General features: G+C 63.3%; 23 protein-coding genes and 1 tRNA gene. 8 read left to right on the forward strand and 16 right to left on the reverse strand.

The window, feature by feature from the left end; translation table 11 throughout:
- Window positions 1-17: 17 nt before the first annotated feature.
- Window positions 18-572: a dCTP deaminase gene (gene dcd, locus A8950_RS18475; protein ID WP_133615168.1), complete on the reverse strand. Its 555-nt coding sequence runs from the start codon at window positions 570-572 to the stop codon at window positions 18-20.
- A gap of 166 nt (window positions 573-738) precedes the next feature.
- Window positions 739-942 (reverse strand): hypothetical protein, encoded by a 204-nt coding sequence (locus A8950_RS18480; RefSeq protein WP_133615169.1) that lies wholly within the window; start codon window positions 940-942, stop codon window positions 739-741.
- Between the two features lie 198 nt (window positions 943-1,140).
- Between A8950_RS18480 and A8950_RS18485 the strand changes: the two genes are divergently transcribed.
- Window positions 1,141-1,215: transfer RNA gene (locus A8950_RS18485), tRNA-Thr, on the forward strand.
- A 12-nt stretch (window positions 1,216-1,227) separates the two neighbouring features.
- Here the strand turns inward: A8950_RS18485 and betI are convergent.
- Window positions 1,228-1,836 carry a choline-binding transcriptional repressor BetI gene (gene betI / locus A8950_RS18490; RefSeq protein WP_133615170.1) on the reverse strand — a complete coding sequence of 203 codons (609 nt, stop codon included), beginning with the start codon at window positions 1,834-1,836 and terminating at the stop codon, window positions 1,228-1,230.
- A 142-nt stretch (window positions 1,837-1,978) separates the two neighbouring features.
- Here betI and choX point away from each other — a divergent pair, with 142 nt between their 5' ends.
- The 3 genes from choX to A8950_RS18505 all read left to right on the forward strand — a co-directional run bounded on the left by choX (window position 1,979) and on the right by A8950_RS18505 (window position 4,556).
- Window positions 1,979-2,917, forward strand: a complete 939-nt coding sequence (gene choX / locus A8950_RS18495) for a choline ABC transporter substrate-binding protein (protein WP_133615171.1) — start codon at window positions 1,979-1,981, stop codon at window positions 2,915-2,917.
- A 141-nt stretch (window positions 2,918-3,058) separates the two neighbouring features.
- On the forward strand, window positions 3,059-3,613 hold the full coding sequence (locus A8950_RS18500) for a PAS domain-containing protein (protein WP_166645273.1): 555 nt from the start codon (window positions 3,059-3,061) through the stop codon (window positions 3,611-3,613).
- An 82-nt stretch (window positions 3,614-3,695) separates the two neighbouring features.
- Entirely contained in the window at window positions 3,696-4,556 is an 861-nt protein-coding gene (locus A8950_RS18505) for an ATP-binding protein (protein ID WP_133615173.1), read from the forward strand.
- On the opposite strand, the gene A8950_RS18510 is transcribed toward A8950_RS18505, so the two are convergent.
- The 9 genes from A8950_RS18510 to A8950_RS18550 all read right to left on the reverse strand — a co-directional run bounded on the left by A8950_RS18510 (window position 4,553) and on the right by A8950_RS18550 (window position 13,377).
- The gene (locus A8950_RS18510; protein ID WP_166645274.1) at window positions 4,553-5,722 is read right to left on the reverse strand and encodes a LysM peptidoglycan-binding domain-containing M23 family metallopeptidase; all 1,170 of its coding nucleotides are present in this window, start codon (window positions 5,720-5,722) and stop codon (window positions 4,553-4,555) included. The genes A8950_RS18505 and A8950_RS18510 overlap by 4 nt on opposite strands.
- Window positions 5,723-5,796: 74 nt before the next feature.
- Entirely contained in the window at window positions 5,797-6,474 is a 678-nt protein-coding gene (locus tag A8950_RS18515) for a protein-L-isoaspartate(D-aspartate) O-methyltransferase (protein WP_133615175.1), read from the reverse strand.
- Window positions 6,471-7,355: a 5'/3'-nucleotidase SurE gene (gene surE / locus A8950_RS18520; RefSeq protein WP_133615176.1), complete on the reverse strand. Its 885-nt coding sequence runs from the start codon at window positions 7,353-7,355 to the stop codon at window positions 6,471-6,473. Before surE ends, A8950_RS18515 begins: the two co-directional genes overlap by 4 nt.
- Window positions 7,348-8,625 (reverse strand): serine--tRNA ligase, encoded by a 1,278-nt coding sequence (serS, locus tag A8950_RS18525; RefSeq protein WP_133615177.1) that lies wholly within the window; start codon window positions 8,623-8,625, stop codon window positions 7,348-7,350. The genes surE and serS overlap by 8 nt, the downstream gene beginning before the upstream one ends.
- Before the next feature lie 120 nt (window positions 8,626-8,745).
- Window positions 8,746-9,549 carry a twin-arginine translocase subunit TatC gene (tatC, locus tag A8950_RS18530; protein ID WP_133615178.1) on the reverse strand — a complete coding sequence of 268 codons (804 nt, stop codon included), beginning with the start codon at window positions 9,547-9,549 and terminating at the stop codon, window positions 8,746-8,748.
- Between the two features lie 18 nt (window positions 9,550-9,567).
- The gene (gene tatB / locus A8950_RS18535) at window positions 9,568-10,089 is read right to left on the reverse strand and encodes a Sec-independent protein translocase protein TatB (RefSeq protein WP_133615179.1); all 522 of its coding nucleotides are present in this window, start codon (window positions 10,087-10,089) and stop codon (window positions 9,568-9,570) included.
- 102 nt (window positions 10,090-10,191) lie between these two features.
- Window positions 10,192-10,413, reverse strand: coding sequence for a twin-arginine translocase TatA/TatE family subunit (gene tatA, locus A8950_RS20040; RefSeq protein WP_133615180.1), 222 nt, complete (start codon window positions 10,411-10,413; stop codon window positions 10,192-10,194).
- Between the two features lie 127 nt (window positions 10,414-10,540).
- Window positions 10,541-11,674 carry an ABC transporter ATP-binding protein gene (locus A8950_RS18545; protein ID WP_133615181.1) on the reverse strand — a complete coding sequence of 378 codons (1,134 nt, stop codon included), beginning with the start codon at window positions 11,672-11,674 and terminating at the stop codon, window positions 10,541-10,543.
- Window positions 11,671-13,377, reverse strand: coding sequence for an ABC transporter permease (locus tag A8950_RS18550; protein WP_243735706.1), 1,707 nt, complete (start codon window positions 13,375-13,377; stop codon window positions 11,671-11,673). Before A8950_RS18550 ends, A8950_RS18545 begins: the two co-directional genes overlap by 4 nt.
- A 245-nt stretch (window positions 13,378-13,622) precedes the next feature.
- On the opposite strand from A8950_RS18550, the gene A8950_RS18555 reads away from it, so the two are divergent.
- The 4 genes from A8950_RS18555 (at window position 13,623) to A8950_RS18570 (ending at window position 16,078) form a co-directional block, all read left to right on the forward strand.
- On the forward strand, window positions 13,623-14,057 hold the full coding sequence (locus tag A8950_RS18555) for a group III truncated hemoglobin (RefSeq protein ID WP_133615183.1): 435 nt from the start codon (window positions 13,623-13,625) through the stop codon (window positions 14,055-14,057).
- A complete protein-coding gene (locus A8950_RS18560) occupies window positions 14,054-14,407 on the forward strand; it encodes a hypothetical protein (RefSeq protein WP_133615184.1) in 354 nt (117 codons plus the stop codon). The genes A8950_RS18555 and A8950_RS18560 overlap by 4 nt, the downstream gene beginning before the upstream one ends.
- Before the next feature lie 133 nt (window positions 14,408-14,540).
- Window positions 14,541-15,461, forward strand: a complete 921-nt coding sequence (locus tag A8950_RS18565; protein ID WP_133615185.1) for a class I fructose-bisphosphate aldolase — start codon at window positions 14,541-14,543, stop codon at window positions 15,459-15,461.
- 86 nt (window positions 15,462-15,547) lie between these two features.
- Complete coding sequence (locus tag A8950_RS18570) at window positions 15,548-16,078, forward strand: thiamine phosphate synthase (protein WP_133615186.1); 531 nt, start codon at window positions 15,548-15,550, stop codon at window positions 16,076-16,078.
- A 15-nt stretch (window positions 16,079-16,093) separates the two neighbouring features.
- On the opposite strand, the gene A8950_RS18575 is transcribed toward A8950_RS18570, so the two are convergent.
- The 4 genes from A8950_RS18575 to A8950_RS18590 all read right to left on the reverse strand — a co-directional run bounded on the left by A8950_RS18575 (window position 16,094) and on the right by A8950_RS18590 (window position 20,394).
- Window positions 16,094-16,873 carry an amino acid ABC transporter ATP-binding protein gene (locus A8950_RS18575; protein ID WP_133615187.1) on the reverse strand — a complete coding sequence of 260 codons (780 nt, stop codon included), beginning with the start codon at window positions 16,871-16,873 and terminating at the stop codon, window positions 16,094-16,096.
- A gap of 15 nt (window positions 16,874-16,888) precedes the next feature.
- Window positions 16,889-18,043: an amino acid ABC transporter permease gene (locus A8950_RS18580; RefSeq protein WP_243735707.1), complete on the reverse strand. Its 1,155-nt coding sequence runs from the start codon at window positions 18,041-18,043 to the stop codon at window positions 16,889-16,891.
- Between the two features lie 7 nt (window positions 18,044-18,050).
- Window positions 18,051-19,265, reverse strand: coding sequence for an amino acid ABC transporter permease (locus A8950_RS18585; protein ID WP_133615188.1), 1,215 nt, complete (start codon window positions 19,263-19,265; stop codon window positions 18,051-18,053).
- 91 nt (window positions 19,266-19,356) lie between these two features.
- Window positions 19,357-20,394, reverse strand: coding sequence for an amino acid ABC transporter substrate-binding protein (locus A8950_RS18590; RefSeq protein WP_166645275.1), 1,038 nt, complete (start codon window positions 20,392-20,394; stop codon window positions 19,357-19,359).
- Window positions 20,395-20,672 lie beyond the last annotated feature (278 nt).

Below are 20,672 nucleotides of genomic sequence, written 5' to 3' on the forward strand. Positions count from 1 at the left end.
CGGTCAGTTCCCCATGTTCACAGTCGCGGCAGGGTCACGCCGCGCTGACCCATGTATTTCCCGGCGCGGTCCTTGTACGACGTCTCGCAGGCGCCCTCGCCCTTCAGGAACAGGAACTGGCAGGCTCCTTCATTGGCATAGATCTTCGCCGGCAGCGGCGTGGTGTTGGAGAACTCCAGCGTGACATGTCCTTCCCATTCCGGCTCCAGCGGCGTCACGTTGACGATGATCCCGCAGCGCGCATAGGTCGACTTGCCGAGGCAGATCACCAGCACGTCGCGGGGGACACGAAAATACTCAACCGTGCGCGCAAGCGCGAAGGAATTGGGCGGGATGATGCAGACATCGGTGTCCCGGTCGACAAAGCTCTTCGGGTTGAATTCCTTCGGGTCGACAATGGCGGAATCCACGTTGGTGAAGATCTTGAACTCACGCGAGACGCGGGCGTCGTAGCCATAGGACGAGACGCCATAGGAGATGACGCCGTCGCGCTTCTGGCTTTCGACGAACGGTTCGATCATGCCATGCTTTTGCGACATCTCGCGGATCCAGGTATCTGGCATGATCGACATTTGGCGGCGGGTCCCTTCGGTTCTCGGTCGGTGGTTCGAAATGGTGCTGAATCGTGGTCCGGCGACCTGATCCAGGGACGGCCCAGGCGGGCCGCCCGATCGCGCCGTTTGTATCGGAAGCCCCCCCTTGCCTCAAGAACTAGGTCGCCCCAAGACCTAGCATGTCTCAGGCGGAGTCGCCCGGGTCGTCATCGGCGGCGACCCTGGCCGCGGCGCGACCGCGCTGCTGTTCCTTGCGGCGGCGCAGATTGGCCCGCAGGGCCGCTGCCTGGCGCTCCTGCTTCCGAAGCTGAGCCCGGCGACCGGATTCGGCCAAATCCGGCCCGGCCGGGGCCTTGTCGGCCGGGCGCGCGTCCTTCTTGTCCTGCATCCTCGATCCCCCCGCGCCACGGGCGCCGAGGCAAGCGTCAACGCCCTGAATTTCAAACATTTAATTACGGCCAAATTGGGGTCCGGCCAAGGTCTTTTGTGGCTACCGCGAAGGCGGCAATCAAGCCTTGCCATCCCCCGCCCCTTCTGGCATGTTCCGCGCCGCTTCAGAGGGGGCCGCGCTGCGCCCCACCCGGTTGCCGCCGTAGCTCAGGGGTAGAGCACGTCCTTGGTAAGGACGGGGTCGGATGTTCGATTCATCTCGGCGGCACCATTTTCCCTAACTTCACGTGTAGTCGCCGGTCGGTATTGCGTCTCTCGGACCGAGATGCAGGGCGAGGATGCTGTCCATTTGCCGCCTGGCCTCGGCAAGGTCGAGGCCGTCCTGGTTGAGCCCAAAACGGAGCCACAACCCGTCGATCATGGCGGTGATGCCGATGACCGCAGCCTCGCGCCTTTCCGGCGCCAGCAGATGGCGCAGGGCGGAGAGCAAATTGCTGCGCATGCGGGCATGAATCGCCCGCTGGATGCGCGCAAATTCGCGATTCCGCGGCACCTCGGCACAAAGCGACAGCCAGGCATTGCAGATCTCCGGCTTGAAGAAATCCGGCGAGAAATTGCCGGCAATGATGGCGTCCAGCCTTCCGCGAGGCGTGCTGGCCTGGTTCATGCGGGAAATCACCTCATCGCGCAGCATGCTGTTGGCGCGGCGCATGACGGCTTCGAGCAGCGCATCCTTGCCGCCGAAATAGTGCACGACAATGCCCTTCGACATGCCTGCCCGCTCGGCCACCTTGGCAAGCGTCGTTCCGGCGATACCCTCCTCCTGCAGGATCTCGTAGGCGGCAGCGGCCAGTTCCTGGCGGCGCAATTGTTCGATGCTGAGACGCGGCACGCGGTCCCTCCCTTTCGGCCGCCATTATGACTGGCTCTTGCCGGTATTGTCCAGTTGGTCTATAAATTGACCACAGGGATAATAAACAGACCAAACGGTCAACGATCCATGCGACGGCATGGTACCTGAAGGGAGACGCAATATGTCGAGACTGCGCGTGATTGCCGGCCTTGCCGGAGCATCGATGTGCATCGCAATTCCCGCAGTCGCCGACGAGCCGGATTCCTGCACCACCGTCAGATTGGCGGAGCCCGGCTGGAACGACCTCGCCTTTACCACCGGCGTTGCCGAAGTCCTGCTCCAGGGCCTCGGTTATCAGACGCAGTCCACATTGCTCGGCCTCGACGTGATCTATCAGGGGCTCAAGAACAAGGATCTCGATGTCTTCATGGGATATTGGGACCCGGCCATGGTGACCTATTACGAGGCCTACAAGGCCGACGGCTCGGTCGAAACCGTGCAGCAGAACCTGACCGGCGCCAAATACACCTTTGCGGTGCCGCAATATGTTCACGACGCCGGAATCCGCGACATCGCCGACCTCGCCGCCCATGCCGACAAGTTCGAGCGGAAGATGTACGGAATCGAGCCCGGTTCCAACCAATTGATGTTCGACATCGTCAACGACCCGGCGTTCAAGCTGGACGGATGGGAAGTGGTCGAATCGAGCGAACAGGGCATGCTGGCCCAGGTCGAAAAGGCGGTGCGCAACCAGCAATGGATCGTGTTCCAGGGCTGGGCACCGCACCCCATGAACACGGATTTCAAGATCGCCTATCTGACCGGGGGCGACGCCTATTACGGGCCTGATTTCGGAGCCGCCACGGTGCATACCCAGGTCCGTCAGGGCTATCTGGAGGAATGCCCGAACGTTGCCCAACTGCTGGGCAACGTCACCTTCGAACTCGATTTCGAGAACCAGGGCATGGGCTACCTGATCCGCGACAACCTGAGCGGGATCGATGCGGCCAGGAAGGCATTGCGCGAGAACCCGCACTATCTTGATGCCTGGCTCAGCGGCGTAAAGGCTCGGGATGGGGCCGAGGGACTGGGTGCCGTCCGGGCCTCGCTGGGTCTGTAGCACCGGCCCGGTTGGGCGCTAAAGACCACAAATTCTTGGTTCAACACGATTCCCTGCTTATATTGGCTCAAGGGAACAGCGCGGGACTGCAGTTCCGCCATGCTGCGGGCCGGCCAGCCGGCACCGGACAGGAGCCAGATCGTGTCACACGCGATGACACCGGTTCTGATCGAGACCGCACCGGTCAGGCGCCTCGCTCAGGGCACGCCTGAATTCGATGCGGCGATGGGTCAGCCTGAGCACCAGGATCTGTGCGACTTCATGGCCTATTGGGAGTCGAAACGAGAGGGCGGGATACCCGATCGGGCGGCGATCGACCCCGTGGAGATTCCAAAACTGCTGCCGAACGTTCTGCTGATCGATGTGATCGGGCAGCCGGCATATGATTTCCACTATCGCCTGCTGGGGACCGCGATCGTCGAGGTCGATGGCGTCGATTACCGGGGCTCGAAGCTGAGCGAGATGGTGCCCAGCACAAGCACCTTCCGCCACATCTGGGAGCACCACCTGAATGCCGCGGCCGGAACCATCGAACTGCGGCAGGATTCGCTGCGCTGGACTCGTGACGACAGCCGGGACCATGTCGACTATCTGATCCTGCTCCTGCCGCTGCGCCGTGGCGGTGACTCAATCGAGACCCTGTTCGGCTTCATCCACTACCTGATGCACGAACCCAGGCGCCCCTGGGCGCAGTAGCGGCCAGCCGCTTCGCCGCTCCGGTACTGGCGCGCGCGACCGGAAGCCGATAGAACACGGCTGTCCGCAAGAGGAACATGCCATGAGCTATGACGAGATGCGCCCGCTGCTGGAACGGATTGCCGAGGCGCTGGAGCGCCTGGCGCCGACCCGGCAGCACCAGGTCGATTTGGCAGCCGCCGATGCCTTCGTCTGGCATCCCGACACGGCGTGGCTGGAGCCGGTGCCGGCAGTTTCGAGGGTTCATATCAACCTGCTGCAGGGAATCGACCGCAACAAGGACATCCTGCTGGACAATACCCGGCGCTTTGCCCGGGGACTGCCAGCCAACAACGCCCTGCTCTGGGGTGCGCGCGGCACCGGAAAGAGCTCGCTGGTGAAAGCGGTGCATGCCGCGATCAATCAGGATGGCGGCGAACCCCTGAAACTGATCGAGATCCACCGCGAGGACCTCGTCACCCTGCCCAGGCTCCTGACCCTGCTGCGCGCACGTCCGCATCGCTACGTCATCTTCTGCGACGATCTGTCGTTCGATGCCGCCGACGCCAGCTACAAGTCGCTGAAGGCGGTGCTCGAGGGTGGGATCGAGGGGCGGCCGCAAAACGTCCTGTTCTACGCAACCTCGAACAGGCGGCACCTGATGCCGCGCGACATGATCGACAACGAACGCTCGACCGCCATCAATCCCTCCGAAGCGGTCGAAGAAAAGGTCTCGCTGTCGGATCGATTCGGCCTGTGGCTCGGTTTCCATAACTGCGACCAGGAAACCTATTTTGCCATCATCGATGGCTATTGCCGCAGCTTCGGCCTCGACATCTCGCCGGAAGACGCCCATGCGCAGGCGGTCGAATGGTCGGTAACGCGCGGCGCGCGGTCGGGCCGCGTCGCCTGGCAGTTCATCCAGGACCTTGCCGGACGCCTCGGCAGGAAAATCGAGCCCTAGACCCCGCCATCGAGATATTTCAGCGGATCGACCGCCTGTTCGCCCTTGCGGATCTCGAAATGCAGTTGGGGTGAATCGACGCTGCCGGTAGAACCGACGCGGGCGATCACATCGCCCCGCTTCACCTTGGCACCCTTTTCCACCAGCATCGACTGGTTATGCGCATAGGCGGTGATGAGCCCGTTCTCGTGCCGCAGCAGGATAAGGTTGCCGAAACCGCGCAGCTGGTTGCCGGCATAGGCCACGGTTCCGTCCGCAGCCGCCATGACCGGGGCGCCGGCCGGTGCCGCAATATTGATGCCGTCATTGCGCAGCCCGTCCGAGGTGGTGCCGAAACGGGCAATGACCTTGCCCTGCACCGGCCAGGAAAAGCCGGCCTTGCTCGGGGGGGCGATTGTTGCCGCCGCGGTTTGCGTCGGCGCGGTAGCCGGTGCCGGTTGCGCGACAGGTGCCGGTTGCGCGACAGGTGCCGGCGCCCCGGTCGCAGCGGCCTGGTTGCGGGATTCTTCATAGGCGCGCTCGGCCGCCTCTTCGGCAGCTGTCAGGTCCGGTTCCAGCGGCACCGCCGTCGATTGGCTGGTCGATGGGCCTGTGGTGGCACCGGCGGCCGGCAATGTCGCATTGACGGTCCCCGATGGCTGGAAGGGCTTCGCGCCGGGCTGCGCCGCTGCGCCGCCGGCCACGGCACCCGATGAGGGAAGTGGCGCACTGGTCGAGCCAAGCGGTGCCGCGGTAATTTCACCAGCCGGCGCAGACTCAATCGGCTGCTGCGCCACCATGGTCTGCTGCGGTGCCTCGATCGTACTCGGCAGGACCAAACTCTGCCCGATCCGGATGACATAGGGCGGCACCAGATCGTTGAGGTCGACCAGGGCGCTCTGCGAAACATTGAAACGCTGCGCGATCCCGCTCAGGGTATCGCCCGCCTGCACGACATAGTCCTGCCGCTGGGCTATCTGCAGCCTTTGCCCCGGCTTCAGGATATAAGGGGGCTGCAGCGCATTGTTGTCGATCAGCGCGCGGATCGGGGTATTGGTACGGGAAGAAACGGTCGCCAGCGTGTCGCCCGAGGCGACGATGTAGTCGCCATCGACGATCTGCCCCATCTTCGCATTGGGTGGCGGGACGACGGAATCCCCCGGCAGGCCCAGGCTCGGCGCCGACATGCCACCGCAACCGGCAAGCAATCCGCAAGCCAGCAAGGCGGCCGGAAGCCGGCCTTTCCGGAGCCTGCGCATCGTCAATTCTCCGCCCGCCGCGCTGCCGTGCGCGCTTCGCCCTCGGGCAAGGCACCAGCCACCAGCGGCACAAAACGCACATCTGCGATGATCTTCGAGGCGAGGCTGCCGTCTTCGTTCTTGACCAGCTTGACCAGAACCTGCTCGCCACGTTCGGGGCCGACCGGGATCACCATGATACCACCGATCGCCAGTTGATCCGCCAGCGTCTGCGGGATTTCGGCCGCGGCGGCCGTGACGATGATTCGATCGAACGGAGCCTGTTCCGGCCAGCCCTTGCTACCGTCACCGCAACGGCTGGTGATGTTGTGCAGGCGCAGGTGATGAAAGCGCTGCTCGGCCTCGGCCAGCAACGACTTGTAGCGTTCGATGGTGTAGACCCGACGGCACAGTTTCGACAGCACAGCGGCCTGGTAGCCGGAACCGGTGCCGATTTCGAGCACCTTGTGGTTCTTTCTCACCTCCAGGGCTTCGGTCATCATCGCCACGATCTGCGGCTGGCTGATGGTCTGGCCATGGCTGATGGGCAGCGCCTGGTCCTCATAGGCCTGGTCGTGGAAATGGTCGAGCACGAAAAGTTCGCGCGGAACGCGCTCGATCGCGTTCAGAACAGCACCGTCAGTCAGGCCCGCGCGCCGCAGGTTCATGATCATGCGGATCTTGCGGGCATGCAGGCTCATCGCCGGCCAGCATCCTTCTTTCCCGGGCCTCTCTTGCCGGAAGTCCTCTTGGCAGCAGTCTTCTTAGCGGCGCTACGCGACGCCGGTTTCGTTCCCCTGGCGCCGGCAAAGAGACCATCGATACGACGCAGCATGGCATGATGCGTCAGGTCGAAATGCAGCGGCGTGACCGAGACCGCCTTGTTGAGAACGATGCCGAGATCGGTTTCCGGGTGTTCCGGCTCATCGGTCGGGAAATCGCCGATCCACGTTACTTCGCGTTCGAACGGATCGCGCGCATGCACCACCTCGACATGGGACATGCGGCGTCCCTGGCGTCCGGTCTCGATACCCGTCACCTCCCGCGGCGCTACCGGCGGGAAGTTGACGCTCATCAGCACGCCCTTCGGCCAGGCGACGGAGGTAAGGCGGCGGATTACTTCAGGCGCGAAGGCCGCTGCCGTCTCCCAATGCAGTTTGTCCCTGACACGCACCTGGCTGAAGGCAATCGCCGGAATGCCCAGCATGGCACCTTCCATGGCAGCGGCGACCGTGCCCGAATAGAGCACGTCCTCGCCGAGGTTGCCGCCCCGATTGATGCCGGAAAGGACCAGGTCGGGCCGACGGTCCTTCAGCAGATGGTTGACGGCGATCAGCGTGCAATCGCTGGGCGTGCCGGAGATCGCGAACCTGCGCGGGCCCACCTTGCTGATCTGCAACGGCCGGCGCAGCGTCAGCGAATGAGAAGCGCCGCTATGCTCGCTTTCAGGCGCCACCACCCAGACATCGGGCGACAGCGACCGGGCGATGCGCTCAAGCACCTTCAGGCCCGGTGCATGGATCCCGTCATCGTTGGAAACGAGGATACGCGACTTCTTCAGATCGAATGGCAGTTCAAGCATGAGCCTTGATGACCTCGAGACCGTTCATATAGGGCTGCAGGGCAGCCGGGATCAGGACGGAACCGTCTTCCTGCTGATAGTTCTCCATCACGGCGATCAGGGCGCGGCCCACGGCGACCCCGGAGCCGTTCAGGGTATGGACCAGGCGTGTGCCCTTCTCGCCCGGCTTGCGGCAGCGTGCCTTCATGCGTCGCGCCTGGAACTCGCCGCAATTCGAGCAGCTCGAGATCTCGCGAAACATGCCCTGCCCCGGCAACCAGACTTCGATGTCATGGGTCTTCTGCGAGGCAAAGCCCATGTCACCCGTCGACAGTGTCACGACACGATAGGGAAGCTCGAGCCGCGCCAGGACGTTCTCGGCGCATTTGGTCATGCGCTGATGCTCGGCATCGGATTCATCCGGATGCGCGATCGAGACCAGTTCCACCTTGAGGAACTGGTGCTGCCGGATCATGCCGCGCGTGTCGCGCCCGGCGGCGCCGGCCTCGGAGCGGAAACATGGCGTCAACGCCGTGAAGCGCAGCGGCAACCGCGCTTCGTCGATGATCTCGTCGGCAGCGATGTTGGTCAGCGGCACCTCAGAGGTCGGGATGAGATAGTGCCCCTGCTCGGTGCGGAACAGATCCTCGGCAAACTTGGGCAGATTGCCGGTGCCGTAGAGAGAGACGTCGCGCACCAGGAAGGGCGGATTGATCTCGGTATAGCCGTGCTCGGTCGTGTGCATGTCCAGCATGAACTGGCCCAGCGCCCGCTCGAGCCGCGCCAATGCGCCTTTCAGCACGACAAAGCGCGCCCCGGAGATCTTCGCGGCCGTGGCGAAATCCATCAGGCCGAGGGCTTCCCCCAATTCGAAATGCTGCCTCGGCTGGAAGGCGAAATTGCGGCGCTGGCCAATCTCTCGTTCGACGCGGTTGGCGCTCTCGTCGGCGCCGTCCGGCACCTCGGCAGCCGGCAGGTTCGGCTGCTGGGCAAGCAGATCCTCAAGCTCGCGCGCCGCCTGCTGCTCGTCCAGCTCGGCACCTGCCATTTGGTCCTTCAGCGCGGCAACCTCGGCCATGACGGCGCTGGCGTCCCCGCCCTTGGCCTTCAACTGGCCGACCTGCTTGGAAAGCTCGTTGCGCCGGGCCTGCATCTCCTGCCAGGCAGTCTGCGCCGTGCGCCGCCTGGTATCGAGGGCAAGCACGGCCTCGGCAAGGGGCGGCAGGCCGCGCCGCCGACGACCCGAGTCGAAGGCATCCGGATTGTCACGAATCCATTTCGGATCAAACATCTAGCAGCTGAGCTCCAAAGCGACGATTCGGCTCAACTTATATGCCGGATGCGGCGGACGGTCAAAGCGTGAAGGCCGACCCGTGAAGGTCGTGGCAAGAAGGCGCGCGCGATGGTTCGGCTATGCCGGTGTCACGTCCTTGCCGGCGGTGTCATCGTCAGCCGCAGCCGCTTCGGTCCGCTTCTTCTCGATAAGGCGCGCCGTCCAGATCGACACCTCATAGAGCGCCACCATCGGCAGCATCAGCGAAAGCATGCTGATGGCATCGGGCGGCGTCACCACCGCGGCCACGACGGTGACACCGACAACCGCGTATCGCCGCTTTTCCCGCAGACCTTGGGACGAAACGATGCCGACCTTGGCCAGCAGCGACAGCAGGACGGGCAACTGGAAACAGAGGCCGAAGGCGAATATCAGCTTCATCACCAGGCTGACATATTCGCCGATCTTGGCGTCGAGCTGGATCGGCAATGTGCTTTCGCTGCCCTGCGTCTCGAAACCCAGGAAGAACCGCCACGCCATCGGCATCAGGACGTAATAGACAAAGGTGGCCCCCAGCGTGAACATGATCGGCGTCGCCACCAGGAAAGGCAGGAAGGCCTGCTTCTCGTGTTTGTAGAGGCCGGGCGCGATGAAGGCCCAGATCTGCGACGCGATGACCGGAAAGGACACGCACAGCGCGCCAAAGGCGCCGATCTTGAGCTGGGTGAAGAACGGTTCGGTGAGGTCGGTAAAGATCATGCGCCGGCCGGCCGGCAGCAACTCGGCCAGCGGCCGCTGCAGGAAATCCAGGATCGGCTGCGCGAAGTAGAAGCTGATCACGAAGGCGACCGCAAAACCCGCCGCAGAATAGAGCAGGCGAGAGCGCAACTCGACCAGATGGTCGAGCAGGGGCATTTTCTTGTCTTCTTCGGCGCCACTCATGGAAGGATACTCACGCGATCAGTTTCGTTCGGCGACGCCGGGCGCGGCATCGGCCGGCGCGGGGGCGCGCTCGGGTGCGGAACCGGCATTGCCGCCGGACGGGGCCGCGCCTGTCGCGGCACCATTCGTCGCAGCGTCAACCGAGGCCGCCGGCCGGTCTGCAATCGCCGCCACGGCAGGAGCCGATGCCGACGGGGCAGCAACACTCGCCGGCGCCTTGCTCTCGCCCTCGGTTTCGATCTTGGTCTCGGCGGCCACTTCATTCATGGCCTTCTTGATGTCGCCGGCCGGGTCGATCGCCTTTTCGATCTTCTTCTCGATCGTATGCTTGCCGATCCCCTGCAACTGCTTGCGGGCGTCCTCCAATTCGGCGTCGCGCACGATCTCGTTGACGCCGCTCTGGAATTCGGCGCCCAACTTGCGGGCTGCGCGCATCCAGTGCGAGACCGTCTTCAGCGCATGCGGCAATTCCTTGGGGCCGAGCACAACCAGGATGACGAGAGCAATGATCGCCATCTCGCTCCAGCCGATGTCGAACATCCGACCTTACCCTTTATCATCGATGAAGCATACGTGGCACCGCCGCCGCTACCGCCATGGCACTCGCCGCGGCAGGAGCCGAAGCGCTCCGCACTCGTTCGATCAGCTGCGATCGACGATGGTTTCGCGCGACTTCTCTTCGCTCTTGGCGGCCGTGGTTTCGACCTCGCCGTCGCCCTTGCCGCCATCCTTGATGTTCTTCTTGAAGTCCTTAATGCCGGCGCCAAGGTCACCCATGATCTTGGACAGCTTGCCGCCGCCGCCAAACAGGACCAGCACGACGACCAGGACGATCAGAAGATGCCAGATGCTGAAGCTACCCATTATCGGGTCCTCTCCCTAGAATTCGAGTTTGCCACCGGCGAAGGGCGCCGGACCCGGGCGGACTATCGCAAATCCGCTGTCCGGCCACAATAGTTTGTCGCCATTTCACGATATCTTTGACCCCGGCCTAACTATTTGACAAGACGGAGATTTCGTCAGAGCCACGAGCCGCCTCGGCGTCGCCGGCGGACGTGGTGGCAAAGATCAGCGCGTCGCGCGGGTCGAGCGTCAGCAGCACCCGGCCGCCGGCTTCCGGCACGTCGCGCCCGGCATGGTGGACCTTGACCGTTACGCCCGCACCGTCTGCGCCGCGCAGGCTGACCTCGAGCCAGTGAACGCCGCCCAGAAACCGGGCTTGGGTCAGGGTACCAGCGACCACAGGCTCCGAGCCCGTTCCCGCCGGCACCAGATGGATGGCCTCCGGCCGCACCAGGACCAGCACCCGCATGCCATCGCGAAAGCCGGGTGCCGGCAGCACGCCCAGCGGCGTTGCGACCCGGCCGGCCGTCACGACCCCCGCGAACTCGTTCACCGCAGTGAAGAACCGCGCCACAAAGGGGTCGACGGGACGGCGATAGAGCGCGTCCGGCGACCCGCTCTGCACCACGCGCCCGCCTTTCATCAGATAGATCCTGTCGGCCATGAACATGGCCTCGTCCGGGTCATGCGTCACCATCAGCGTCGCGGCGCCGCTCTGTTTGAGCACCCGCAGGGTATCCTCCCGGATCTGTTCGCGCAGGCGCGCATCGAGCCCCGAGAACGGCTCGTCCAGCAGCAGGATGCGCGGCCGCGGCGCCAGCGCCCGCGCCAGCGCAATGCGCTGCTGCTGGCCGCCGGAAAGCGCGTGCGGATAGGCTTCGGCAAAATCGCTCATGTCGACCTGGGCCAGCACTTCGGCCACCCGGTGCGGCCGCTCGCGCGGGGCGAGATCGCTCAGGCCAAAGGCGATATTTCCGGCGACGTTCAGATGCGGAAACAGGGCAAAATCCTGGAAGACCAGGCCAACGCCGCGCCGCTCCGGTGGTACCGGGATCAGCCCGCCGCCGGCTACCGTGACGCCGCCCATACGCACTTCGCCCTGCTGCAGCGGTTCGAGACCCGCGGCGATGCGCAGAATGGTGGACTTGCCGCAGCCGGATGGTCCCAGCAGGCAGACCACCTCGCCCTCATCGACATGCAGCGACGCTCCGGCCACTGCCAGGTTGTTGTCATAGGCATGGCTGATGTCGTGCAGTTCGAGTGCGGCGACGGCGACAGTCATTCGGCACCGACCCTGGCGCTGCGCCAGGAGGTACTGCCCATGGCCTCGGTTCCGACCCGGGCATCGCGGCCGGGACGAGCCACGGCGCTGGCGCGGGCCATGAGATAGACTGGCAGGATTCCGACCGCGACGATGGCAAGGGCCGGGCCGGCCGCCTCGGCCAGCCGCTCGTCGCTGGCAAGATTGTAGGTAACGACCGCGAGCGTGTCGAAGTTGAACGGCCGCAGCACCAGGGTTGCCGGCAGTTCCTTCAGCACATCGACGAACACCACGATAGCGGCGGTAAGCAGGCTGCCCTTCATGATGGGCAGATGCACGCTGGTCAGCGTGCCGAACGGGCTGCGGCCGAGCGAACGCGCCGCATGATCCATGGACGGAGTCACCTTGCCGAGGCTGGCCTCGACGACATTCAGGCTGACGGTCATGAAGCGGACCAGATAGGCAAATGTGAGTGCAAACAGGGTGCCGCTGAAGACGAGACCGACGCCAATGCCGAACCCGGCTTGGCTCCAGGCATTGAGCATGTGATCAATCGCGGCGAATGGCAGCAGGATACCGATCGCCAGGACCGGGCCCGGTATGGCATAGCCGAACCCGGCAATGCGGACGGCGGCCCGCGTGGGGACCGAGGGTCGCAGACGCAGCGCATAGGCAAGGATGGCGGCAATCGCCACGGCGAGGCAGGCGGCAAAGCCCGCCATCAGGAAGGAATTGCGGACCAGCGCGCCGAATCGATCGAACTGCCACATGTCGGCATTGGCGACCGCCCAGCTGAGCAGCACCGCGGCAGGCAGGATAAAGCCCAGGAGCACCGGCAGGGCGCAGACGGCAATGGCGATGCCGGCCCGGCTGCCCTTCAGGCGAAAGCGCGGCAGCGGCCGGTAGCGGTTGGTTGAATGGGCGAACGAGCGACGGCCGCGCGACCAGCGCTCGAGACCCAGCAGCAGAAAAACGAGAAGCAGGAGAAGGGCGGCAATCTGCGACGCCGCCACGGGGTCGCCCATGCCACGCCAGACGCGATAGATTCCGGTCGCCAGCGTCTGGACCCCGAAATAGTCGACGGTGCCGAAATCGTTGAGCGCTTCCATCAGCGCCAGTGCGACGCCCGAGACAAGTGCCGGCCTCGCCAGGGGCAAGGCGACGCGCCAGAAACTGCGCCAGGGGGAACAGCCCAATGTGCGGCTAACTTCGAGTACGCAGGCCGATTGTTCGAGGAAGGCCGCGCGCGCCAGCAGATAGACGTAAGGATAGAGCACCAGGACCAGCATGATGATGGCACCCGGCAACGACCGGATGTCAGGCAGCCAGCGCAGACCGCCCGGTGCATCCAGGATTTCGCGCAGAAAGGACTGCACCGGCCCGGCGTAGTCGAGCAGCCCGGTATAGGTATAGGCGATGACATAGGCGGGCATCGCCATCGGCAGCAACAGGGCCCAGTCGAACCAGCGCCGACCGGGAAAGCGACAGAGTGTGACGAGCCAGGCCGTCGGCACGCCCAGGAGCAGGACACCGCACCCCACTCCCAGGGCGATCAGCACGGAATTGGCGACATACTCCGTGAGAACGGTTTCGGCGAGGTGGGACCAGACCTCGCCCTTCGGCGCAAAGACATGCGAGAGGACGACAAAAATCGGAAACGCGACGCAAGCCGCCACCAACCAGACGGCGGCAATCCACAGCGGACCCTGCCAGGAAAGGCCCAACCGAGAGCGCCGTCCTGCGGCCGTCACACTTTCATTCGAGACCAAGACTCACACTCTCGCTGGACCGCCACCGGGCGGATTCCGATGCCGCGGCTTTCTGCAATTGAGAAGCAATAATATTGCGAGTTATTCTGACTTACAACAATAAGCGGTTGGCCAGGTTGGCCCAAGCTTCATGATGTCGCATTGATGACGGGACGTGCATCAATCAGGTATCTTGCATGGCGCTTTAATCGGGATCCGATATGTCTCTTTCCAGCGACGCAATCTATACCCAGCCCAGCGAAAGCCAGATCGAGGATCTGGTCGCCACCTTTTACGCCCGCATCCGCAGCGACCCCGAATTGGGGCCGATTTTCCGCCAGGCCATCGGCGAGGATTGGGGCCCCCACCTGCGGACGATGTGCAGCTTCTGGTCCTCCGTCATGCTGACCACGGGCAAGTACAAGGGCCGCCCCATACCGGCGCACCTCAAGATCGGCGGCATCGAGCCGCGGCATTTCGCGCAATGGCTGTCCCTGTTCGAGGCGACGGCCCATGACCTGTTTCCCCCTGCCCTCGCCGCCGCCTTCGTCGAGCGCGCGAAGAAGATCGCCGAGAGCTTCAAGCTGGCCTTCGCGTTCCATTCGCCCGACCCGGCGCAATGGGCCGCCGGCTTGCCGCCGCTGGTCAGGCCGTGAGCGCCGGAAAAACGGTCATTCATCGCGACATTGGCAATCTCGGCGCCGCCGAGGCAGCCTTGTCGGGCACGCCGCCCGACAAAATGGTTGAGTTGTGGTCGCCGCCGAACGCCGCCGGCACCCAGGGAATCTTGTGGTTCGTCGCCATGCAGGACGCCCTGCGTCACCGCTGCCGGGACCGGCCCTTTACCCTGGTGGTCGATTGTGGGGGCCGCGCCGATTTAGCGATCGAGGCGCTGCGCGCCGGCCTGCCTGCCGTGGCCCTCGCCGCCCGCTCCCCGGTTGCCGACAAAGTGGTTGATATTGCAGATCAATTGGGCGGAAGGGTGGTTCTAATCCCGGCCGGATAGAACCGCGCACTTGCGGGCTGATGGCAATGCCCCCGCCTTGCATTGAACTCACGGCCAAATCTGGCTATGAACCGGGCCCGACCTATCACCATCCGGCCGGCGGACCGCCCCGGCCGGCAGCGGGAGCCAACGCATGAAAACCACCCAAAAAGTCCGCAAGATCCTCTCCTGTTACGAATCCGATAATCCTGGCACCAAGGCCAATCTCGCCCGCATCCTGATGCAGGGCCGCCTCGGCGGTTCGGGCAAGCTGGTGATCCTGCCAGTCGACCAGGGCTTCGAGCACGGCCCGGCGCGGAGCTTCGCGCCGAACCCCGCCGCCTATGACCCGCACTATCATTTCGAACTGGCGATCGAGGCCGGCCTTTCCGCCTATGCCGCACCGCTCGGCATGATCGAGGCCGGCGCCGACACCTTCGCCGGCCAGATACCGACCATCCTCAAGGTCAACAGTTCCAACAGCCTCGCGCGCCTCAAGGACCAGGCCATCACCGCCTCGGTCAATGATGCGCTCCGCCTCGGCTGCTCGGCCATCGGCTTCACCATCTATCCGGGCTCGGATTATGCCTTCGAGATGATGGAAGAGATCCGCGAGATGGCCGAGGAAGCCAAGGCCGCGGGCCTTGCCGTCGTGATCTGGTCCTACCCGCGTGGCGACGCCATCAGCAAGGATGGCGAGACGGCGATGGACATCTGCGCCTACGCGGCGCACATGGCGGCGCTGCTCGGCGCCCACATCATCAAGGTGAAGCCGCCCACCGCCTTCCTGGAACAGGGCGAGGCGAAGAAGGTCTATGAGAAGGAAAAGATCGACATCGCGACCATGGCGGCGCGCATCCGCCATGTGGTGCAGTCCTGCTTCAACGGCAAGCGCATCGTCGTCTTCTCGGGTGGTGCCGCCAAGGGGCTCGACGGTCTCTATGACGAGGTCCGTGGTATCCGCGACGGCGGCGGCAACGGCTCGATCATCGGCCGCAACACCTTCCAGCGTCCGCGCGAGGAGGCCTTGAAGATGCTGGATACCCTGATCCGCATCTATCAGGGCAAGGAGTAACGGCGATCGCCGCCGATACTTCCGCCTGCCGGCTCTATCTGACGACGCCGCCCGAGTTCATCTCGGGCGGCGTTGCCGTCCCGGCGATGGTAGCGCTGGTATTGCGCGCGGCGGCAGAACTGGACGTCGCCTGCCTGCGCATTGCGGGGCTCGACGAGGCGCGCGTCAGGATCGCCGCCAGGGAAATTCTGCAACCGGCGCAGGATGCCGGAATCGCCGTATTGCTGGATTCCGTCGAACTTGTCAAAAGTCTGGGCGCCGATGGCGTGCATCTCGCCGATCCGATGGATTATGCGGCGGCGCGCAGGGTACTCGGCGACCGGGCAAGCATCGGCGTCGCCTGTCCGCTGGAACGCCACATGGCGATGGAAGCCGCGGAAGCCGGCGCCGACTATGTTCAGTTCGATTACGATTTGGCGCGGGCCGGGGAGTCGCTCGACCTGATCGCCTGGTGGAGCGAGATGATGACGGTGCCCAGCGTCGTTGCCTTGCCGCCCGAACCCGTCACCGCCGGAACAGTGATGGCAGCCGGCGCCGATTTCATGGCACCGGATGCTGACCTGTGGTCCCGGCCGGATCCAATCCGCCTGCTGCGCGAGATGCTGGCTGCGGCCTGAACGCGGTGCCGCCAATCAGTGATGCAGGATCTGGCTGAGGAACAGCTTGGTGCGGTCGGATTGCGGGTTGTTGAAGAATTCCTCGGGCTCGTTCTGCTCGATGATCTCGCCCCGATCCATGAAGATGACCCGGTTCGCAACCGTGCGGGCGAAACCCATTTCGTGGGTTACGCAGATCATCGTCATGCCGGATTGTGCCAGCTCGATCATCACGTCCAGCACCTCCTTGATCATCTCGGGATCCAGTGCCGACGTCGGTTCATCGAACAGCATCACCTTGGGGCTCATGCACAGCGACCGCGCAATGGCGACGCGCTGCTGCTGGCCGCCCGAGAGTTGCCCGGGGTATTTCTGCGCCTGCTCCGGAATCTTGACGCGGTTGAGGTAATGCATGGCGGTCTCTTCCGCTTCGCGTTTTGGCACCTTTTTCACCCAGATCGGCGCCAAGGTCAGGTTCTCAAGCACGGTCAGGTGCGGGAACAGGTTGAAATGCTGGAACACCATGCCGACTTCGCGGCGCACCTTTTCGATGTTCTTCAGATCGTGGGTCAATTCGACGCCATCGACCATGATTTTTCCGCGTTGGTGCTCCTCCAGTCGGTTGATGCAGCGAATCAGGGTCGACTTGCCGGAACCAGAGGGTCCACAGATGACGATGCGTTCGCCCTTCATCACGGTCAGGTCGATTTCCTTGAGAACGTGGAACTGCCCATACCACTTGTTCACCCCGGCCAACTGGATCATCACCTCGTCGGTGACGATCATCTCACCGGCGGCAGGCTGTGCGTTGCTCATCCCAAATCCTCCCGATCAGTGGCGCTTGTGGCCGGTATGAAGCTTGCGCTCGATATGCATCGAGTAACGCGACATCGCAAAACAGAAGACCCAGTAGACAAAGGCGCAGAAAACGTAGCCCTCCATCTCCGTCCCGATCCAGTTGGAGTCACGCGAACCGGCCCGGACAATGTTTAGGAAGTCGTAAAGACCCACGATTGCCACCAGGGTCGTATCCTGCGTCAGGCTGATGAAGTTGTTGACGATACCTGGAATAGCCACGCGCAACGCCTGCGGCATGATGACGAGGCGCATCATCTGCCAGTAACCGAGCCCCATTGCCATGGCGCCCTCGTATTGACCCTTGGGCAGTGCCTGCAAACCGCCGCGGATAACCTCGGCCATATAAGCCGACGCGAACATGGTAACGCCTACCAGGATGCGCAACAGGATGTCCGGCTCGAATTGGGGTGGCAGGAACAGCGGCAGCATGATGTTCGCCATGAACAGAATCGTGACCAGTGGCACGCCGCGCGCAAACTCGATGAACAGGACGCAGAGCAGATGGACGATCGGCAATTGCGAGCGCCGGCCGAGTGCAAGCAGGATGCCGAGCGGCAGCGAAAACAGGATGCCGATGCCGGCAATGATCAGGGTCAGCATGATACCGCCCCAGCGCGAAGTCGGTACCTCCGGGAGCCCCAGCCCGCCATGCAAAAGGAAGAAGGCCAGGAAAGGAAAGATCACGAAAAAGAAGATCGCAACCGGCTTCTTGTTGGCAACGCGTTGCGACAGCAGACCATAGACCGAACCCACCAGCAGGATGAAGGTCAGCACCACACGCCAGCGTTCTTCGTCAGGGTAGAAGCCAAAAATGAACTGCCAGAAGCGCGCCCGTACAAAGATCCAGCAGGCGCCACTGCTGATCGCGGTGCAATCGGCGAACTGCGGCTGTTTGCCGTCCTGCACGACCTCCGGCGAGAACTGCCAGATCGCGTCAAATACTGCCCAGTTGAGAAAAGGCGGAATGACGAGGTAGAGGATGTAGATTGCGGCGAGCGTAAGAAGAGTATCCCACCAGTTGGAAAAAAGGTTGTGGCGCATCCAGCCCAGCACGCCGGATTCGGTCACCGGCGGCGGCAGGCTCGGGCGGTTGCCCGGAATCACCTTTTCCATCGACGTATCGCTCATGGCCGCCTTACCTTTCCACGAGCGCGACGCGCTTGTTATAGACGTTCATGATGCTGGAGATGATCAGGCTGATCATCAAGTAGAACGCCATTAGGATTATGATGCATTCGATCGCCCTGCCGGTCTGGTTCTGCGAGGTACTGATGACCGAGAAGAGGTCAGCAAACCCGATGAAACCAGCCAGCGTGGAGTTCTTCACGACGTTGAGATACTGACTGATCATCGGCGGAATCATGACGCGCAGTGCCTGAGGCAAGACCACCAGGCGCAACGTCAGGTTCGCCTTAAGGCCGAGTGCAGATGCGGCCTCGGTCTGCCCATGGCTTACCGACATGATGCCGGCTCGCACAATTTCTGCGACATAGGCCGCGGTGCTGACGCCGAGGCCGACAATGAGGGCCGTCATTTCAGGCTGGACTGTCAAGCCCCCCTTGAAGTTGAAGCCGCCCTTCTCCGGGATTTCCCAGCCGATCGGCTCGTGCAGGGCGAGATAGGCCAGCAGCGGCAGCCCCATGACGATTAGCAGGTTAACCGACCAGACGGGGAATTGCTGGCCAGTAAGCATCTGCCGATTCCGTGCCCAGCGCGCGACCATGACTGCGGCGCCGATCGCCACGACGACGACGAAGAGGAGTATGCCCGCCCCCTCTTGCAGGAACGGGCGCGGCAGAAACATGCCCTTGATGTTCAGGAACGCGACGTCGAACAGAGTGAGGCTGTCCTTGTGGCGCGGCAGTACTGTCAGAACCGCGGTGTACCAGAACACCAGTTGCAGCAGCAGCGGGATGTTGCGGATGATTTCTATGAAGGTCGCGGCGATGCGCGAAATCAGCCAGTTGTGCGAAAGGCGTAGCACGCCGACAACCAGACCCAGAAGGGTTGCAATTATGGCCGCAAAGAAGGCGACGAGCAGCGTACTGATGCCGGCTGCTACAATGAGAAGGCCGATGGGCGAATCCAGCGTAATCGGCAGCAGGGAGAAGCTGAGTTGGAAACCGGCGACGTTGTTGAGGAAATCGAAGCTGATCGCGGGGCCGGCACTGCGAGCCTGCTTCTCGAGGAAGTTCGAGATAAGAAACCAAAAGAGCCCAGCGAGGACGAGAATGGTCACGACCTGGGCAATGACGCCGCGTGTCCGCTCATCGCGCCAGAATGCGATTCTCTTTTGATGAATGGAATTTTCGCCGTTGGCTGCTGCTGCCGCGGATTTTGCTGACGCCATGTCAACGCCTCCCCACCGGGTTGCGTGAGAACAGATATATGTGCCTACGCCCGGCTTTTGGCCGGGCGTAGGTTTTCAGCGAATGATTGGCTTAGCGCACAGGCGGTGCGTATTGCAGACCGCCCTTGGTCCACAGCGCGTTGAGGCCGCGTTCCAGGCCGATCGGCGTGTTCGGGCCGATGTTGCGGTCGAAGATTTCGCCATAATTGCCGACCGCCTTGACGATGTTATAGGCCCAATCAGCCGAAAGGCCGAGGCCCTCACCCATTTTGTCGGTGATGCCGAGCAGGCGCTGAATCTCGGCATCAGCCGCCGTGTTGTCGGCACCGTTGGCCGCCTTTACGTCATCGACATTGGCCTGAGTGATGCCCTTTTCCTCGGCCACGAGGGTGGCGTTATGGGCCCAGCGGACGATGTCGCCCCACTGGTTGTCGCCATGACGCACGACCGGGCCGAGCGGTTCCTTGGAGATGATCTCCGGCAGGATGATGTGCGCAGCCGGGTCCTTGAGCGCCGTGCGCTCGCCGGCCAGGCCGGAGGCATCGGTGGTGTAGGCGTCGCAACGGCCTTCGTCATAGGCGCTGCGGGCCTGGTCGTTCTCCTTGAACTTGACCGGTTCGAAGCCAAGGCTGTTGGCCTTGTCGAAATCGCCCATGTTCTTCTCGGTCGTGGTGCCTTCCTGCACGCAGACCGTGGCACCTTTCAGTTCGAGCGCGCTGCTGACGCCAAGGTCCTTGCGCACCATGAAGCCCTGGCCGTCATAGTAGTTGACGCCAACGAAATCGAGACCGAGCTGGGTGTCGCGCGACAGGGTCCAGGTCGAATTGCGTGCCAGGACGTCGACTTCACCCGCCTGCAGCGCCGTGAAGCGCTGTTCTGCCGATAGCGGCTTGTACTCGACCTTGGTCGCATCGCCGAACACGGCGGCGGCGACGGCCTTGCAGAGGTCGATATCGAGCCCGGCCCATTCGCCCTTGTCGTTGGGCGCGCCGAAACCGGCCAAGCCGGTGGTAACACCGCAAACCAGCTTGCCGCGCGCCTTGACGTCGTCAAGCGTCGCGGCCTGGGCCGCTGCGGCCATGCCAACCAGCAGCGCGGCACCAGCAACGACATACTTCATCTGTTTCATCTGGATGTCCTTCCCTGGATTAATTGTTCTTCGTCACCTGCGGCATCAATGCCCCATTTTTACGGGTGCAGTTCCCAGAGATGCCAACTGGCTTGAATTTTCTCTAACACAGGGATTGTTGCCCTACAAGCATCCTGACCGCCTGTTAAGCCCGGCGGAATGCCTGAAAAGACTGGCTATTCGCCACGCAGGAGGCGCCGGCCGGCGCCTTGCCGAGGTGGCGCCGGGCTAGGAACGGCCGGGCAGGAATGGTAAAGCCTGCAGGGTCTCCAGCATAT

The sequence above is a fragment of the Dongia mobilis genome (assembly GCF_004363235.1).
Classification (GTDB): Bacteria; Pseudomonadota; Alphaproteobacteria; order Dongiales; family Dongiaceae; genus Dongia; species Dongia mobilis.

What these genes read in the sequence shown, in the direction of transcription:
- A8950_RS18510 (WP_166645274.1), bottom strand. Translation starts at nt 5,722, where the DNA reads ATGTCGGCGCCGAGCCTGGGCCTGCCGGGGGATTCCGTCGTCCCGCCA.
- tatC (WP_133615178.1), bottom strand. Translation starts at nt 9,549, where the DNA reads ATGAGTGGCGCCGAAGAAGACAAGAAAATGCCCCTGCTCGACCATCTG.
- A8950_RS18515 (WP_133615175.1), bottom strand. Translation starts at nt 6,474, where the DNA reads ATGAGCCTGCATGCCCGCAAGATCCGCATGATCATGAACCTGCGGCGC.
- A8950_RS18585 (WP_133615188.1), bottom strand. Translation starts at nt 19,265, where the DNA reads ATGGCGTCAGCAAAATCCGCGGCAGCAGCAGCCAACGGCGAAAATTCC.
- A8950_RS18570 (WP_133615186.1), top strand. Translation starts at nt 15,548, where the DNA reads ATGGTAGCGCTGGTATTGCGCGCGGCGGCAGAACTGGACGTCGCCTGC.
- A8950_RS18505 (WP_133615173.1), top strand. Translation starts at nt 3,696, where the DNA reads ATGAGCTATGACGAGATGCGCCCGCTGCTGGAACGGATTGCCGAGGCG.
- A8950_RS18555 (WP_133615183.1), top strand. Translation starts at nt 13,623, where the DNA reads ATGTCTCTTTCCAGCGACGCAATCTATACCCAGCCCAGCGAAAGCCAG.
- tatB (WP_133615179.1), bottom strand. Translation starts at nt 10,089, where the DNA reads ATGTTCGACATCGGCTGGAGCGAGATGGCGATCATTGCTCTCGTCATC.
- choX (WP_133615171.1), top strand. Translation starts at nt 1,979, where the DNA reads ATGTCGAGACTGCGCGTGATTGCCGGCCTTGCCGGAGCATCGATGTGC.
- A8950_RS18590 (WP_166645275.1), bottom strand. Translation starts at nt 20,394, where the DNA reads ATGAAACAGATGAAGTATGTCGTTGCTGGTGCCGCGCTGCTGGTTGGC.
- A8950_RS18580 (WP_243735707.1), bottom strand. Translation starts at nt 18,043, where the DNA reads ATGAGCGATACGTCGATGGAAAAGGTGATTCCGGGCAACCGCCCGAGC.
- surE (WP_133615176.1), bottom strand. Translation starts at nt 7,355, where the DNA reads ATGCTTGAACTGCCATTCGATCTGAAGAAGTCGCGTATCCTCGTTTCC.
- A8950_RS18545 (WP_133615181.1), bottom strand. Translation starts at nt 11,674, where the DNA reads ATGACTGTCGCCGTCGCCGCACTCGAACTGCACGACATCAGCCATGCC.
- A8950_RS18480 (WP_133615169.1), bottom strand. Translation starts at nt 942, where the DNA reads ATGCAGGACAAGAAGGACGCGCGCCCGGCCGACAAGGCCCCGGCCGGG.
- dcd (WP_133615168.1), bottom strand. Translation starts at nt 572, where the DNA reads ATGTCGATCATGCCAGATACCTGGATCCGCGAGATGTCGCAAAAGCAT.
- tatA (WP_133615180.1), bottom strand. Translation starts at nt 10,413, where the DNA reads ATGGGTAGCTTCAGCATCTGGCATCTTCTGATCGTCCTGGTCGTCGTG.
- A8950_RS18565 (WP_133615185.1), top strand. Translation starts at nt 14,541, where the DNA reads ATGAAAACCACCCAAAAAGTCCGCAAGATCCTCTCCTGTTACGAATCC.
- serS (WP_133615177.1), bottom strand. Translation starts at nt 8,625, where the DNA reads ATGTTTGATCCGAAATGGATTCGTGACAATCCGGATGCCTTCGACTCG.
- A8950_RS18575 (WP_133615187.1), bottom strand. Translation starts at nt 16,873, where the DNA reads ATGAGCAACGCACAGCCTGCCGCCGGTGAGATGATCGTCACCGACGAG.